The 14,838-nt window shown below is 65.1% G+C and carries 10 protein-coding genes; 5 read left to right on the top strand and 5 right to left on the bottom strand.

The window, feature by feature from the left end; translation table 11 throughout:
- Positions 1-75: 75 nt before the first annotated feature.
- The 3 genes from ACYVGK_RS02175 to hemF all read left to right on the top strand — a co-directional run bounded on the left by ACYVGK_RS02175 (position 76) and on the right by hemF (position 5,724).
- Positions 76-1,668: an FAD-dependent oxidoreductase gene (locus ACYVGK_RS02175; protein WP_460731581.1), complete on the top strand. Its 1,593-nt coding sequence runs from the start codon at positions 76-78 to the stop codon at positions 1,666-1,668.
- Between the two features lie 120 nt (positions 1,669-1,788).
- Complete coding sequence (locus ACYVGK_RS02170) at positions 1,789-4,149, top strand: S9 family peptidase (RefSeq protein WP_460731580.1); 2,361 nt, start codon at positions 1,789-1,791, stop codon at positions 4,147-4,149.
- 657 nt (positions 4,150-4,806) lie between these two features.
- On the top strand, positions 4,807-5,724 hold the full coding sequence (gene hemF / locus ACYVGK_RS02165) for an oxygen-dependent coproporphyrinogen oxidase (protein ID WP_460731579.1): 918 nt from the start codon (positions 4,807-4,809) through the stop codon (positions 5,722-5,724).
- An 11-nt stretch (positions 5,725-5,735) separates the two neighbouring features.
- Here the strand turns inward: hemF and ACYVGK_RS02160 are convergent, their stop codons facing one another.
- Together ACYVGK_RS02160 and polA are read right to left on the bottom strand one after the other, a co-directional pair.
- Positions 5,736-6,254 carry a DUF421 domain-containing protein gene (locus ACYVGK_RS02160; protein ID WP_460731578.1) on the bottom strand — a complete coding sequence of 173 codons (519 nt, stop codon included), beginning with the start codon at positions 6,252-6,254 and terminating at the stop codon, positions 5,736-5,738.
- A 653-nt stretch (positions 6,255-6,907) separates the two neighbouring features.
- The gene (gene polA, locus ACYVGK_RS02155; RefSeq protein WP_460731577.1) at positions 6,908-9,682 is read right to left on the bottom strand and encodes a DNA polymerase I; all 2,775 of its coding nucleotides are present in this window, start codon (positions 9,680-9,682) and stop codon (positions 6,908-6,910) included.
- Between the two features lie 118 nt (positions 9,683-9,800).
- On the opposite strand from polA, the gene ACYVGK_RS02150 reads away from it, so the two are divergent.
- On the top strand, positions 9,801-10,088 hold the full coding sequence (locus ACYVGK_RS02150) for a DUF2782 domain-containing protein (protein ID WP_460731576.1): 288 nt from the start codon (positions 9,801-9,803) through the stop codon (positions 10,086-10,088).
- A gap of 273 nt (positions 10,089-10,361) precedes the next feature.
- On the opposite strand, the gene ACYVGK_RS02145 is transcribed toward ACYVGK_RS02150, so the two are convergent.
- Together ACYVGK_RS02145 and uvrD are read right to left on the bottom strand one after the other, a co-directional pair.
- Entirely contained in the window at positions 10,362-10,730 is a 369-nt protein-coding gene (locus tag ACYVGK_RS02145; RefSeq protein ID WP_187711007.1) for an HU family DNA-binding protein, read from the bottom strand.
- Positions 10,731-10,902: 172 nt separating this feature from the next.
- A complete protein-coding gene (gene uvrD, locus ACYVGK_RS02140) occupies positions 10,903-13,089 on the bottom strand; it encodes a DNA helicase II (protein WP_460731575.1) in 2,187 nt (728 codons plus the stop codon).
- Between the two features lie 105 nt (positions 13,090-13,194).
- Between uvrD and ACYVGK_RS02135 the strand changes: the two genes are divergently transcribed.
- On the top strand, positions 13,195-14,157 hold the full coding sequence (locus ACYVGK_RS02135; protein ID WP_460731574.1) for a M61 family metallopeptidase: 963 nt from the start codon (positions 13,195-13,197) through the stop codon (positions 14,155-14,157).
- A 9-nt stretch (positions 14,158-14,166) separates the two neighbouring features.
- On the opposite strand, the gene ACYVGK_RS02130 is transcribed toward ACYVGK_RS02135, so the two are convergent.
- Positions 14,167-14,814, bottom strand: a complete 648-nt coding sequence (locus ACYVGK_RS02130) for a TIGR00645 family protein (RefSeq protein WP_460731573.1) — start codon at positions 14,812-14,814, stop codon at positions 14,167-14,169.
- Positions 14,815-14,838: the final 24 nt, after the last annotated feature.

Genomic DNA, 14,838 nt, shown 5'->3' with positions numbered 1-14,838 from the left:
GTATGGACGCCGGATTCACCGCCGCGCGCGCACGCTGTTGGTCTGGGGTTTGCCCGCTGGCTGAGGAGCGCCACGATGGACGGCGTGCTCGACGGATACACCAACAGCGGCAGCATTTCGCTGTGGATGGATACCGCCCGTGTTCCCGAGTTGGCGCCGCTGCAGGCCTCGCAACGCACCCAGACCTGTGTGATCGGCGCTGGCATCGCCGGCCTCACCACCGCCTATCGACTCGCCGCAAGTGGCAAAGACGTGCTCGTGCTCGATGAGCGCGGTCTCTACGGCGGACAGACTGCACGCACGACCGGGCATCTGTGCAACGCGCTCGACGATCGCTACTTCGAGCTTGAGCGTCTGCATGGTCCCGAAGGCGCACGACTGGCCGCGCAGAGCCATGCGGCGGCGATCGACATGATCGAGGCGATCTGCACGGTCGAACGCATCGACTGCAACTTCGCGCGAGTGGACGGATATCTGGTCCAGGGCGTCAGCGATCGGCGCGGCGGCATCCTCGATCGCGAATACCATGCGGCCACCCGCGCTGGCGTGGATTGCGAGCGCGTCCCCGGCGCACCGGGCGCCCTGGCCGTATTCGGTGATGCCTTGCGCTTCCGCCGCCAGGCCCGCTTCCATGGTTTGCGCTACCTGGTCGGGCTCGCTCGCGCCGTCGAAACTGCCGGCGGACGCCTGCATCGCGCGACCGCGACGCATGTCGAGGGCGGACGCGATGCGCACGTGCTCGCCAGCGATGGCATGCGCATCGACTGCGAGGCGGTGGTCGTCGCCACGCACGTGCCGTTCAACGATCGCCTCGCGCTACACACCAAGCAGGCGGCGTACCGAAGCTATGTGATCGCCCTGCGCATGAACGCCGGTGCGGTACCCGATGCATTGTTGTGGGACACGCTGGATCCGTATCACTACCTTCGCACCGCACACATCGACGGTGCGAACTGGCTGATCGTCGGCGGCGAGGATCGCAAGGTCGGCCAGGACACCCATCCGGAAGAGCATTTCATCGAACTGGAGCGCTGGACGCGCAGCTATTTCCCGGAAGCCCTGTCGCTCGGTTACCACTGGTCCGGGCAGATCATCGAACCGATCGATTCGCTGGCGTTCATCGGCCACAACCCGGGGCGCGCGGACAACGTCTTCATCGCCACGGGCGACTCCGGCAACGGCCTCACCCACGGCACGATCGCCGGCCTGCTGATCGCCGACCTGATCGAAGGCCGCGATTCGCCATGGCGCGACCTGTATGCACCGGAGCGTCGCACCCTGCGCGCCGCGGATGAATTCCTGCGCGAAAACCTCAACTTCGTTCCGTACTACGGCGATCTGCTGCGTGGCGGCGATGTCGACGACAGCGCCCAGATCGGCGCCGGCGAAGCGGCCGTGCTGCGCGACGGCCGACACAAGATCGCCGCCTGGCGCGACGACGAGGGCGTGTTGCACCTGCATTCGGCGATCTGCCCGCACCTGGGCTGCGTGGTGCACTGGAATGACGTCGAGTGCAGCTGGGATTGCCCCTGCCACGGCTCGCGCTTCGATCCCCGCGACGGCTCGCGTCTGAACGGGCCGGCCGATCGCGGGCTGAGCCCGGTCGAGGCCACTGCTTCGCACCGGCGCGGCCAGCTCCCGCCCGAGCCCCCGCGCGTAGCCCGATAAGCCCGCGTCTTGCCGGTCCTGCGTATTGGCGGGGTTACCGTGGCAGTGCATGACCTTTGGCCCGGTCGGTGGCGGGTGCGACTGCTAACCTGCCGCCCGTCCTCGTCATACGTCCTCGCCATGCGCCGACTGCTGCCGCTTTCCACCCTGCTGCTCGCCACTTCCGCTTATGCCCAAACGCCGCTGACCCTGGATCAGGTCATGGCCGACCCCGACTGGATCGGTCCACCGGTCGAGCAGGCCTGGTGGGGCTGGGACGGCAAGCAGGTCCAGTACCTGGCCAAGCGCGACGGCGCGACGGTCCGCGACACGTACCGCATGTCGATCGAGGGCGGCGCGCCGCAGAAGGTCGACGGCGCCGCGCGTGCGGAGCTGGACGCGGCAAATCCGGTATTCGATGCGCAGCGCACGCGCATGGCCTTCGTGCGCAGCGGTGATGTCTTCGTGCGCGACCTGCGCAGCGGTGCGCTCATCCAGGTCACCCGCACCGACGCGGCGGAAGCCCTGCCGCAGTGGGGCCACGACGGCAGCCTGACCTTCCGTACCGGCAACGACTGGTACCAGTGGCGAGCCGGCGCTGGCGTCACCCAGACCACGGTGCTAAAGACCGAAAAGGATCCGGACGCCGCGCCCAAGGCCGACGAGCTGCGCGATCGCCAGCTGCGCATGCTGCGCACACTCGCCGACGACAAGGCGCGTCGCGATGGCGCACGTGCGCAGGACGAACAATGGCGCCGCGAGGACGCGTCGCGCGCGCCGTTGCCGACCTATCTTGGCGATGACCTGACCATCGTCGACAGCCTGCTGTCGCCGGATGCGCGCTGGCTTCTGGTCGTGACCACCGCGAAGGACGCCGACGCCGGCAAGGCCGGCAAGATGCCCAAGTACGTGACGGAATCGGGCTACGAAGAGTTCGAGGAAGTCCGCACCCGCGTCGGCCACAATGCGCCGCTGCCGCAACGCCTCTGGCTGGTCGACGTCGCCAGCGCCAAGGTCAGCGAACTCAAGTTCGACACGCTGCCGGGCATCAAGGACGATCCGCTCGCCGCGCTGCGCAAGGCGGCGAAGAAGGACGCTTTCAAGGGCAACCGCGACGTGCAGGTCCTGGCGAGCGGCGACAACAGCGGGCCGCCGTCGATCCGCTGGAGCGACGATGGCCGCAACGCCGCGGTGATGATCCGCGCGATCGACAACAAGGATCGCTGGATCACCACGGTCGACCTGGCCAACGCGAAGCTGCAGTCGCGTCATCGCCTCACCGATCCGGCCTGGATCAACTGGAGCTTCAACGAGTTTGGCTGGACGCCGGACAACCAGCTTTGGCTGCTGTCGGAGCAGGACGGCTACTCGCATCTGTATCTGGGCGAAGGCACCAAGCCCCGCGCGCTGACGTCCGGCAAGTGGGAAGCCTCCACCGTGGAGCTTTCGCCGGATGGTGCGACGTTCTATTTCCTGTGCAATCGCAAGTGGCCCGGCCGCTATGAGGTGTGCGCGGTCAACCGCGATGGCCGCGATCTGCACGAAGTCACCAACCTGGGCGGCGGTGTCGAATCGTTCGCACTGTCGCCCGACAGCCGGCAGTTGCTGGTGCGTCATTCGGGCTCCTATGTCCCGGCGCAGGTATCGGTGGTGAATGTTGCCGACGGCGAAGCTCGCCAACTCACCGACACGCGCAAGGACGCCTTCAAGTCGCGCGACTGGATGCAGCCGGAATACGTGCAGGTCCCGAGCAAGCACGGTGCCGGCACGATCTGGGGCAAGTACTACGGGCCGAAGCAGATGGAGGCCGGTAAGAAGTATCCGGTCGTGATGTTCGTGCACGGCGCCGGTTACCTGCAGAACACCAGCGAGCGTTATCCGAACTACTTCCGCGAGCAGATGTTCCACAACATGCTGGTCGAACACGGCTACATCGTGCTCGATCTCGATTACCGCGCTTCGGAGGGCTACGGCCGCGACTGGCGGACCGCGATCTACCGCAACATGGGCCATCCGGAGCTCGAGGACTACCTGGACGGTCTGGACTGGCTGGTCGCCAACAAGCAGGGCGATCGCGAGCACGCGGGAATCTATGGCGGTTCGTACGGCGGCTTCATGACCTTCATGGCGCTATTCCGCTCGCCGGGCACGTTCAAGGCCGGCGCGGCGCTGCGCCCGGTCGCGGACTGGTCGCAGTACAACCACGAGTACACCAGCAACATCCTCAACACGCCGGAGCTCGATCCGCAGGCTTACCTGACGTCGTCTCCAATCGAATATGCCGACAAGTTGCAGGACAACCTGCTGATCGCGCACGGGATGATCGACGACAACGTGTTCTTCAAGGATTCGGTGATGCTGACGCAGCGCCTGATCGAGCTGCACAAGGACAAGTGGGAAATCGCGCCGTATCCGATGGAGCGTCATGGCTTCACGCATCCGGATGCGTGGTATGACGAGTATCGGCGTATCTACGAGTTGTTCGAGAGGACGCTCAAGTAATTTCCACTCGCGTGGATACGAAAAAGCCGGCGGGAGCCGGCTTTTTTGTGTTTGTGAGCCGCGCTCAGTTTGTTGCCGTTGGCTGTTGCCGTTGACTGTTGGTCTTTCATATATAGCTCGCACACCGGGTGATTCGTAGACCCGAAGGGCGGCGCGCATGGATGCGCGCCGTTTTTCGACCACGCCATGGATGGCGTGTCGAAAAATCCCCGTAGCAATGAAACGATAGGTGTGCAGTGGCAAAGGACGGCCATTTCTTTGGTTACTTTCTTTGGGCCAGCAAAGAAAGTGACCCGCCGCAAGGCGGAAGCCTTTGCTGTTGCTCTAGCGCTCTAGCGCTCTTTTCGTGAGGGTCAAAGCGAGAAGCGCGCGGCAAGCTAGGATCAAGAGCTTCCGCCTCGCGGCGGGTTACTTTCTTTGCTGGCTCAAAGAAAGTAACCAAAGAAAGAGCCGCTCCCTGACAAATCACACCCATAGCTTCGTTGCTACGGGGATTTTTCGACACGCCATCCATGGCGTGGTCGAAAAACGGCCGGCATCCATGCCGGCCGCCCTTCGGGTCTGGATGCGAAGCGGTGGTTTGCCGCTAGGGCGGGGGCAGGCAGCAACTGCTTGAGCTCCGACCGGCTACGGGCCACGCCAATTACAATGCCGCCCATGAAAGACCTCGATACCGTCCGCGACTACCTCACCGGCCTCCAGGACCGCATCTGCACCGCGATCGAAACCGCCGACGGCGAAGCCCGCTTCGTCGAAGACAAATGGAAGCGCGAGGAAGGCGGTGGTGGGCGCACCCGCATCCTGCGCGACGGCGCCGTGTTCGAGCAGGCCGGCATCGGCTTCTCCGATGTGTCCGGCACCAAGCTTCCGCCGTCGGCCAGCGCCGCGCGCCCCGAACTCGCTGGCGCATCCTGGCGCGCGGTCGGCGTGTCGCTGGTGTTTCACCCGCGCAATCCGCACCTGCCGACCACGCACGCCAACGTGCGCCACTTCCGCGCGACGCGCGATGGCGAAACCGTAGCCTGGTGGTTCGGCGGCGGCTTCGACCTGACTCCGTTCTATCCCGTCGACGAAGACGTTCGGCATTGGCACCGCACCGCGCGCGACCTGTGCGAACCGTTCGGTGGCCAGGAGCGTTACGAGGCTCACAAGAAGTGGTGCGACGAATACTTCCTCCTCAAGCACCGCGGTGAGACGCGCGGGGTCGGAGGCCTGTTCTTCGACGACTTGCACCAGGATTTCGACCGCGACTTCGACTACATGCGCGCGGTAGGCGATGGTTTCCTCGACGCCTACCTGCCGATCGTTGCGCGTCGTCGCGATGCGCCGTATGGCGAACGCGAGCGCCAGTTCCAGTTGTATCGGCGCGGGCGCTACGTCGAATTCAATCTCGTATTCGACCGCGGCACGCTATTCGGACTGCAGAGCGGCGGTCGCACCGAATCGATCCTGATGAGTCTGCCGCCGCTGGTGCGCTGGGAATACGGATTCACGCCCGAAGCCGGCAGCGCCGAGGCGCGACTGGCGGATTATTTGCGGCCGCGCGACTGGCTCGGCGAGGCCGACGCAAGCTGAAACGGCGCGAGTCAGTGCGCGCCGGGATCGGAACCTGACGGCTGTACTTCGCGCGGGATGACCGTGATGTGGCCGTTGGTTTCCAGGACTGCCAGGCGGATCTGATCGGGCTCGAACAGCCCGGCCTCGCGCATCGCCTTGTCGAAGTCGGCTCGGCTGACCAGCTCGCGCTTCAGTACATCGCGGAATACCTCTCCCTCGCGCACCAGGACGACCGGCTCGCCCTCGATCAGCTTGCGTATGCGCGGATAGCGCGCCGACAGGTAGGCGGCCAGGTAGTTGAGCGCGAGCAGGGACGTCGAGAGGATCAGCGCCGCCGTCAGCGAGTTGTCGCCACCGTTCAATCCGTTCTGCACCGCGTTACCGATCAGAATCAGCAATACCAGATCGAACGGCGTGAACTGCCCCACCGCGCGCTTGCCCGACACGCGCACCAGCACCATCACCGCGAGGTACACCAGCACTGCGCGCAGCACGAACTGGTACCAGGGCAGGCTCAGGTGCAGCAGTGCCGAGGTGCTCTCGCTCATACCGATCTCCCCATTGGTGTCGCGAAGGTAGCGCAGTCGTGGCGGGAGCACAGTAGATGGTGGAAATGCGAGCAACAGCAAGAGCACGCTCGCTGCGCTCGCTTCCCCTCACCCGCCCTTCGGGCACCCTCTCCCCGCACGCGGGGCGAGGGACAAGCTTCTGCGGGAAAACTCTCTGGAGGAGAGCCCCCTTAGTAAGGGGGCGCGGCGAAGCCGCGGGGATTGGGAGCCTGAGCTTGGGGCCCAAAGTTTTGCGCGCAAAACTTTGGGTTTATTTCTGCGGAAGCAGAAATAAAAAGCCCCGCTGGCAGGGGGGGCCGGCGGGGCTGGAGGAGCTGGGCCTGGGGAGGGGCCGTCACTCCTGGGATCACTCCAGGGGAGGGAGAGATCGACGACAGGCGTTGCACCTGTCGCGAGCAATAAGACCACCCTTCACATGGATAGTTCGTGAAGGGAAAGGTTAACTATTTGTTGGGTTCAGGACCGATTCATTCCAACAACTTCTGCAAACTTCGCCCATCTGGACGATTCCCTGTTCAGCAGCGACCTAAAAGCAGCGAACGTGTTCCCCTAGGACCCCATTCACCCGCTTAGGTGCCTATTTTCGGCGTCCGGTGTCAGCGCCCGACGTCGTTAGCGGTTTCAATAGGCGCTCAATGCGCCTGGCCCCAGTTGTCCCCCACTCCGCTGTCCACTACCAGCGGCACCCGCAATAGCGCTGCCGCTGCCATTCGTGCCGGCACCTGCGCGAGCAGCGTATCGACGAAGCCCACGTCGACTTCGAACACCAGTTCGTCGTGCACCTGCAAGACCATCAGCGCGGGACTTTCGCCGGTATCACTGCGATGCGATGACAACCAGCCATCGATATCGACCATCGCCCGCTTGATGATGTCCGCCGCGGTCCCCTGCATCGGCGCGTTGATCGCCGCGCGCTCGGCGCCGGCACGCAGCCCCTGGTTGCGGGCGCTGATGTTTTCCAGATACAGGCGGCGACCGAACACGGTCTCCACGTAGCCGCGATCGCGTGCCTGCTGGCGGGTGCGCTCCATGAAGTCGCGCACGCCCGGATAACGCGAGAAGTACAGCGCGATGTAGTCCTGGGCTTCACCGCGGGCGATGCCGAGATTGCGTGCCAAACCGAAGGCACTCATGCCGTACATCAGGCCGAAGTTGATCGCCTTGGCCGCGCGGCGCTCGTTGCTACTGACTTCTTCGAGCGCTTTTCCGAACACTTCTGCGGCGGTGGCACGGTGGATATCGGCACCGGATTCGAACGCGCGCAGCAGGCCGGCGTCTTCCGACAGGTGCGCCATGATCCGCAGCTCGATCTGCGAATAGTCGAACGACACGATCTTGCGACCGGCCGGTGCGATGAACGCGTCGCGGATGCGGCGGCCGTCGTCGGTGCGGATCGGGATGTTCTGCAGGTTGGGATCGTTCGAAGCGAGCCGGCCGGTGGCTGCGCCGGCCTGGTGGTAACTGGTGTGCACGCGCCCGGTCTCCGGATTCACCATCTCCGGCAACTTGTCGGTGTATGTGCTGCGCAGCTTGGCCAGGCCGCGGTAATCCAGGATCACACGCGGCAGTTCGTGCAGGTCGGCGATCGCTTCCAACGCCTCTTCATTCGTCGAAGGTGCGCCGCTGGGCGTCTTCACCAGCGCAGGCAGCTTCAATTCGTCGAACAGCAATTGACCCAGCTGCTTGGGCGAATCCAGGCTGAAGCTGCGCCCGGCAAGCTCGGTCGCCTTCTGCTGCGCGGCGAGCATGCGCTTGCCGAGGTCGTTGGATTGGCGACGCAGTTCGTCGGCGTCGATCAGTACGCCGTTGGCTTCCACGCGCTCCAGCACCGGCACCAGAGGCATTTCGATCTCGCGATACACGCGTTCCAGCGCCGGCTCGGCGGCCAGCTTGGGCGCGAGCGCGCGATGCAGGCGCAGGGTGACGTCGGCATCTTCGGCGGCGTAACGGGTCGCATCGTCCAGCGCGACCTGACTGAACGAGATCGCCTTGGCGCCCTTGCCGGCCACCTGCTCGTACTTGATCGTGTCGTAGCCGAGATAGCGCTTGGCCAGCGAATCCATGTCGTGACGTGTCGCCGTCGCGTTGTAGACGAAGCTCTCCAGCATCGTATCGTCCGCGTAGCCCTGCACTTCGATCCCGTGTCGACGCAGCACATGTAGATCGTATTTGCCGTGCTGGGCGATCTTGCGCTTGCCCGGATCGGTGAACAGCGGCTTCAGCGCAGCCAACACTATGTCGCTCGACAGCTGTATCGGTGCACCGGGATAGCTGTGGCCCAGCGGCAGATACGCGCCGTGGCCGGGTTCGACCGCGAAGCTGATACCGACCAGTTGCGCGCGCATCGGATCGAGCGAATCGGTTTCGACGTCGAAGGCGAAGGCTTCGGCAGCCTGCAGTCGCCCAATCCACGCCTGCAGCTGCGCCTCGTCGAGGAGGCACTCGTACTGCCCGGGTGCGGACAGCGCCGGATCGATCGCCTCGGCCGCGGCGGCACCGCGCGCATAACCGGCGGCCGTGCCGCGCACGCTGATCTTGTCGGCTTCCTCGCCGGCGGCGACGGGACCTTCGAGTTCGCGCAACGCCTGCTTGAAGCCGTAGCGCGCGTACAGGCGGCGCAGCGCGTCGGTGTCGCGCGGCTGCAGCATCAGATCCTGTGGCCGATGATCGAGCGGCACGTCGGTCTTGATCGTGACCAACTCGCGATTCAGCGGCAGGCGTCCAAGCGCGGCGCGCAGGTTGTCGCCGATCTTGCCCTTGATGTCGGCCGCATGCGCGACCACGCCGTCGAGCGTGCCGTATTCGCCCAGCCATTTGGCCGCGGTCTTTGGCCCGCACTTCTCCACGCCGGGGACGTTGTCGACGCTGTCGCCCATCAGGGCGAGGAAATCGACGATCTGCGCCGGACGCACGCCGAATTTCTCGACCACGGCCGCGTCACCGTCATAGCGGCTGCCGCTCATGGTGTTGACCAGGGTGATGCCGGGGCGGACCAGCTGGGCGAAGTCCTTGTCGCCGGTGGAAATCGTCACGTCGACGCCGTCGTCCGCGCCCTGGATGGCCAGCGTGCCGATCACGTCGTCGGCCTCGACCCCGCCCACGCGCAGGATCCGGAAGCCCAGCGCCTGCACGATCTCGCACATCGGCTCGACCTGCGCGCGCAGATCGTCGGGCATGGCCTGGCGATTGGCCTTGTATTCGGGATAAAGCTCGTCGCGGAAGGTCGGCCCCGGGGCATCGACCACGAAGGCGATGTAGTCGGGCTGCTCCTTCAGGTGCGCACGCAGCATGTTGACCACGCCGAACAGCGCGCCGGTCGGCTCGCCGGCTTCATTGGTCAGCGGCGGTAGTGCGTGGAACGCGCGGTAGAGGTAGCTGGAACCATCGATCAGGACGAGTCGTTTCATGCCGGGAATTCTACGCGGGCGATGCTGTGACGTTCTGCCCGACCAGATCGTCGTCGTTGCGACTGGCTCACGCGTGGACGCGTATGCTGCGCACAGCCCTCCGGACTGGACCGTTCCCATGCGCGCCTTTGCCCCTCTGCTGCTCGCGCTCTCCCTCGGCGCCTGCGCCACAATGAGCGACGACCCTACGGCCGGCCTGCAAGGCGCGGATGTCAGCACCCGCATGGTCGATGGCGACCGCATCGACGAATACCGCGTGCAGGGCCAGCTACAGGTGGTGAAGGTCACGCCCAAGCGTGGGGCGCCGTACTACCTCATCGACAGCAATGGCGACGGACGCCTGGACAGCAGCAAGGGCGAAGGCCCGGTGTCGCCGGTGATGTGGAAGCTGTTCCAGTGGAATTGAGTGCAGCCGCGCGCCCAGAACGAGCACCATCTTCTTTGTAGAGCGGAGCTTGCTCCGCTGCTTTTGCAGTGCTTTAGCGCCGTGCCTGCCCGGCCCGGCCTGCGCGGCGAGCAAGAGCGATCCGAACAGGCTCGGATCTACAAGGCAAAAGCAGCGGAGCGAGCTCCGCTCTACAAGGCGTGCATCGCGGAACTGCGGCATTGCCAAAGTTCGCGCCGCACCAAAAAACAAGGCCCGCTTTCGCGGGCCTTGTTTTTGCAGATGATCCGAGGATCAGGCTGCAGCGTCCTTGAGCTTCTTCAGCGCGCGGACCTTGATCTTGACGGTGGCCGGCTTGGCAGCGAACCACTGTTCTTCCTTGGTGAACGGGTTGATGCCCTTGCGCTTCGGCTTGGCCGGCACGTTCACCACGTTGATCTTCAGCAGGCCCGGCAGGGTGAAGGCGCCTGCGCCCTTCTTGCTGACCGAAGCGTGCACCGCGCCTTCCAGCGCGCCCAGGATCGCACGCACGTCCTTGGCGACGACACCGGTCGTCTCGGACAGGTGAGCGACCAGGCCGGACTTGCCCAGTACTTCCTTGATCGGCTTGACGGCGGCCGGCTTGGCGGCGGCCTTCTTCGGAGCAGCTTTCTTCTTCGCCATTTTTGTATATCCCCCGGATGGAGAGTTGGTTTGAGGTATGCCTGGAAAAACCCCTCGGCAAGCGGAATGTAGGGCACAAAAGCCGCGACGCCAAGCATCTTTTTGCACTTTTTTCGGTTTTTTTGCGGGCGTGGCGACGGATGGCGGCGATCCGTCGCCGTTGAAATGGATTTCAGGCCGGCTGCAGGTTGGACGAAGCCAGCTTCAGCCACTTGCTTCCGGCGCTTTCGAAGTTCACCTGCACGTTGGCATAAGCGCCACTGCCGACGAAATCGGTGACCACGCCGCGACCGTAGCTGGGATGCATGACGTCCTGGCCGAGCCGGAACGCCGCCACTTCGATCGTGGCGTGACCAAAGTCACGGCGCGGCGTGGAGGCATACACCGGCCGCGACACCTGCACCTTGGGTCGCACTTCATGCAGCAGTGCAGCAGGAATTTCGCGCAGGAATCGCGACGGCGTGCCGTACATGTCCATACCGTGGATGCGCCGCGTTTCCGCGTAGCTGAGCACCAGCTTCTGTCGCGCGCGGGTGATGCCGACGTAGGCCAGGCGACGCTCTTCCTCGACGCGCCCGGACTCTTCTGCGGATTTCATGCTCGGGAACAGGCCCTCCTCCAGTCCACCCAGGAACACCAGCGGAAACTCCAGACCCTTCGCGCTGTGCAGGGTCATCAGCTGCACGCTGTTCTCGCCCGCCTGGGCCTGGCCTTCGCCCGCTTCCAACGCGGCATAGCTGAGGAAGGCGACCAGTTCCGGCATCGCCGCGGCCTCTTCCTCGTCCTCGCGGCCGGTGAAGCGCGAAGCCACCGAGACCAGCTCGTCGAGGTTGTCGGTGCGCGAATCCAGCTGCCCGCGCGATTCGTTCGCGTAATGCTCGCGCAGGCCGGAACGGCCCAGCACGTGGTCGATCTTGTCCGGCAGCGGCTTGGCATCGACTTCGTTGGCCAGGTCCTCGATCAGCAGCAGGAAGCCCGCCAGCGCGTTGCGCGCACGGGCCGCCAGCGTGTTATCGCCGGTGATGCTGCGGGCCGCCTCCCACAACGCGACACCGTCGGCACGAGCGCGCTTGCGCACTTCTTCCAGGGTGCGATCGCCGATCCCGCGCGCCGGCGTGTTGACGCTGCGTTCGAACGCGGCATCGTCCACGCGCGAAGCGATCAGACGCATGTAAGCCAGTGCATCCTTGATTTCGGCGCGCTCGAAGAAGCGCATGCCGCCGTAGACGCGGAACGGGATCTTCGGCTCTTCCTGCAGCACTTCTTCGTATGCACGCGATTGTGCGTTGCTGCGATAAAGGATCGCGACATCGCCGTAATCGCCGCCATCGCGTACCCACTGACGGATGCGTTCGACCACGAAGCGCGCCTCGTCCATTTCGTTGTAGGCGGCATACATGTCGATGGGATCGCCGTGACCGGTGTCGGTCCATAGCTTCTTGCCAAGCCGATCCGGGTTGTGCGCGATCACCGCGTTGGCCGCATCGAGAATGGTGCTGGTGGAGCGGTAGTTCTGCTCCAGGCGGATGGTCTGCGCGTCATGGAAGTCGCGTAGGAACCGCTGCATGTTCTCGACCTTGGCGCCGCGCCAGCCGTAGATCGACTGGTCGTCGTCGCCGACCACGAATACATGGCCGGTATCGCCCGCCAGCACGCGCACGAAGGCGTACTGGATGGCGTTGGTGTCCTGGAATTCGTCAACCAGGATCTCGCGGAAGCGATGGCGGTAATGCGCCAGCAACGCCGGGTTGTCGCGCAACAGTTCGTGCGCGCGCAACAGCAGCTCGGCGAAGTCGACCAGGCCGGCGCGATCGCAGCGCTCCTGGTAGAGCGCGTAGCAGCGTTGCATCACGTCCTGCCAGTCGTCGTTGCGTTCGGGCTGGATGTGTTGCGGGCGACGGCCTTCGTCCTTCTGCGCGTTGATCCACCACACGATCTGGCGCGGCGGGAAGCGCGTGTCGTCCAGCTCCAGCTGCTGCACCACGCGCTTGACCAGACGCAGCTGGTCGTCGCTGTCGAGCACCTGGAAGCCTTCGGGCAGCTTCGCCTCCTGCCAGTGCAGGCGCAGCAGGCGGTGGGCGATGCCGTGGAAGGTGCCGATCCACAGCCCGCGCGCGCCGTGGCGCAGCAGGTGTTCGGCACGCGCCCGCATCTCGCCGGCGGCCTTGTTGGTGAAGGTCACCGCCAGGATGCCGTGCGGCGGCACGCCGAAGACTTCATTGAGCCAGGCGATGCGGTGGGTGAGCACGCGGGTCTTGCCGGAACCGGCACCCGCGAGAACGAGAAAGTGGCCCGGCGGTGCGCTGACGGCCTCGCGCTGGGCGGGGTTCAGCGCGTCGAGCAAATACGAAACATCCATGCCGGCATTCTACCGGGCGGGCGTGTCGCAGGCTGAGAATCGGCATTTCCAATGTTCTTCGCGCCAGTCACGCCACATTTCGGGCTGCGGCGCCATCGTTTCGGCATGCCCCTGCCCTGGCCGACCTCATTCGCGCGCTTGCTGCTCGCCCCAGCGCTGGCAGCGGCCGGCGCGGCACACGGAGCGGACGCTCTGCGCACCCATGCGCGCGAGAACGACGAATTGCTGCACACCGGCAACCATTCCCTGCATGTCGAATTCGTCGGCGTCGAAGACGACCAGCGCCGCGCGGAGTTGCGTCGCTGGCTCGCAGAAACCGCCGAGGCCACATTGACCGCCTACGGTCGGCTCCCCCTGCGCGAGGCCACTGTGCGGGTCGAGGAAGTCCGTAGCCGCAGCCGCAGCCCCGTGCCTTGGGGACAGACCGAGCGCAGCGGCAGGGTTGCCGTGCTGCTGTACGTGCGCCAGGGCGCCACGATGGAGGAGCTACGCGCGGACTGGACCGCCGTGCATGAGTTGTCGCATCTGTTCCATCCCTACCTGGGCGACGATGGGCGCTGGCTCGCGGAAGGCCTGGCGAGCTACTACCAGAACGTGCTGCGCGCGCGCAGCGGCCTGCTGGATGAAGCGGAAGCCTGGCGGCGGCTGGATGGCGGCTTCGGTCGTGGGCGCGCTGAAGGGAGCGGCCTGCGCCTGGACGAGCTCAGCCGCAGTCATCGCGGCACGATGCGGGTGTATTGGGCCGGCGCCGCGTACTGGCTGGAGATGGACCTGGCCCTGCGCCGTGCGGGCAGCAGCCTGGACAACGTGCTGGCGCGCTATTCCGATTGCTGCCTACAAGGCGGCGGCGAAGTCGCGCCCGAAGACTTCGTCGCGCGATTAGATCGCATCGCCGGCGGCGAGCGGTTCGCTGCGCTGTACCGAAGCTACGTCGCCGCGCGCAGCTTCCCGTCCCTGGACTCGACTTATGCGGCGCTGGGCCTCAGCGAAGCCGACACCGGCGAACTACGGCTTTCCGACGATGTGGCCGCAGTGCGGCTGCGCCGCGCGGTGATGGGACGGCGCTGATCCGCAGCCTCAATGCGCGGTGTGCTCGCGCCGGCTGGTAGTAGCGGTCATCAACTTGTCGGTGTAGGCGATGCCGATCGCCGACAGGATGAACAGGCCGTGGATGATCGTCTGCCACATCACGCCGATGGACGTGACCGACGTGCAGGCCTTGATGCTCTTGCCGCCCGCATCGATCAGCGGCTGCATCGCCTTCACCGCTTCAATGCCGGCGATCGAGCTGCACAGCGGCAGGCCGTCGATCATGCCCGCTTCGATGAAGCTCTTGAGCAGGTGGATCGAGGAGATGCCGATGATCGCCATCGCCAGCTTTACCTTGAGCACGCTGGCGTTGACGTGGCTCAACCACTCGGGCTGATCAGGATGGCCTTCCAGGCGCAGCCGCGAGACGAAGGTTTCGTAACCGCCGACGATCACCATCATCAGCAGGTTGGAAATCATCACCACGTCGATCAGGCCGAGCACGATCAGCATGATGTCCTGTTCGCTCAGGCGCGGCGTCTCGTGGATCAGGTGCCACAGTTCCTTGCCGAACAGGACGACGTAGACACCCTGCGCGACGATCAGGCCCAGGTACAGCGGCAGCTGCAGCCAGCGCGAGGAGAAGATCAGCGCGGGCAGCGGATTGAGGCGGGCATCGGAACGGACGTCGGACATCGGGACTCAGGGCTCAAATCAAGA

The sequence above is a fragment of the Lysobacter tyrosinilyticus genome (assembly GCF_054779815.1).
This window is presented reverse-complemented; position numbering and strand designations above follow the sequence as displayed.

What these genes read in the sequence shown, in the direction of transcription:
- ACYVGK_RS02135 (WP_460731574.1), top strand. Translation starts at nt 13,195, where the DNA reads ATGCCCCTGCCCTGGCCGACCTCATTCGCGCGCTTGCTGCTCGCCCCA.
- polA (WP_460731577.1), bottom strand. Translation starts at nt 9,682, where the DNA reads ATGAAACGACTCGTCCTGATCGATGGTTCCAGCTACCTCTACCGCGCG.
- ACYVGK_RS02130 (WP_460731573.1), bottom strand. Translation starts at nt 14,814, where the DNA reads ATGTCCGACGTCCGTTCCGATGCCCGCCTCAATCCGCTGCCCGCGCTG.
- ACYVGK_RS02170 (WP_460731580.1), top strand. Translation starts at nt 1,789, where the DNA reads ATGCGCCGACTGCTGCCGCTTTCCACCCTGCTGCTCGCCACTTCCGCT.
- ACYVGK_RS02150 (WP_460731576.1), top strand. Translation starts at nt 9,801, where the DNA reads ATGCGCGCCTTTGCCCCTCTGCTGCTCGCGCTCTCCCTCGGCGCCTGC.
- ACYVGK_RS02145 (WP_187711007.1), bottom strand. Translation starts at nt 10,730, where the DNA reads ATGGCGAAGAAGAAAGCTGCTCCGAAGAAGGCCGCCGCCAAGCCGGCC.
- hemF (WP_460731579.1), top strand. Translation starts at nt 4,807, where the DNA reads ATGAAAGACCTCGATACCGTCCGCGACTACCTCACCGGCCTCCAGGAC.
- ACYVGK_RS02160 (WP_460731578.1), bottom strand. Translation starts at nt 6,254, where the DNA reads ATGAGCGAGAGCACCTCGGCACTGCTGCACCTGAGCCTGCCCTGGTAC.
- uvrD (WP_460731575.1), bottom strand. Translation starts at nt 13,089, where the DNA reads ATGGATGTTTCGTATTTGCTCGACGCGCTGAACCCCGCCCAGCGCGAG.
- ACYVGK_RS02175 (WP_460731581.1), top strand. Translation starts at nt 76, where the DNA reads ATGGACGGCGTGCTCGACGGATACACCAACAGCGGCAGCATTTCGCTG.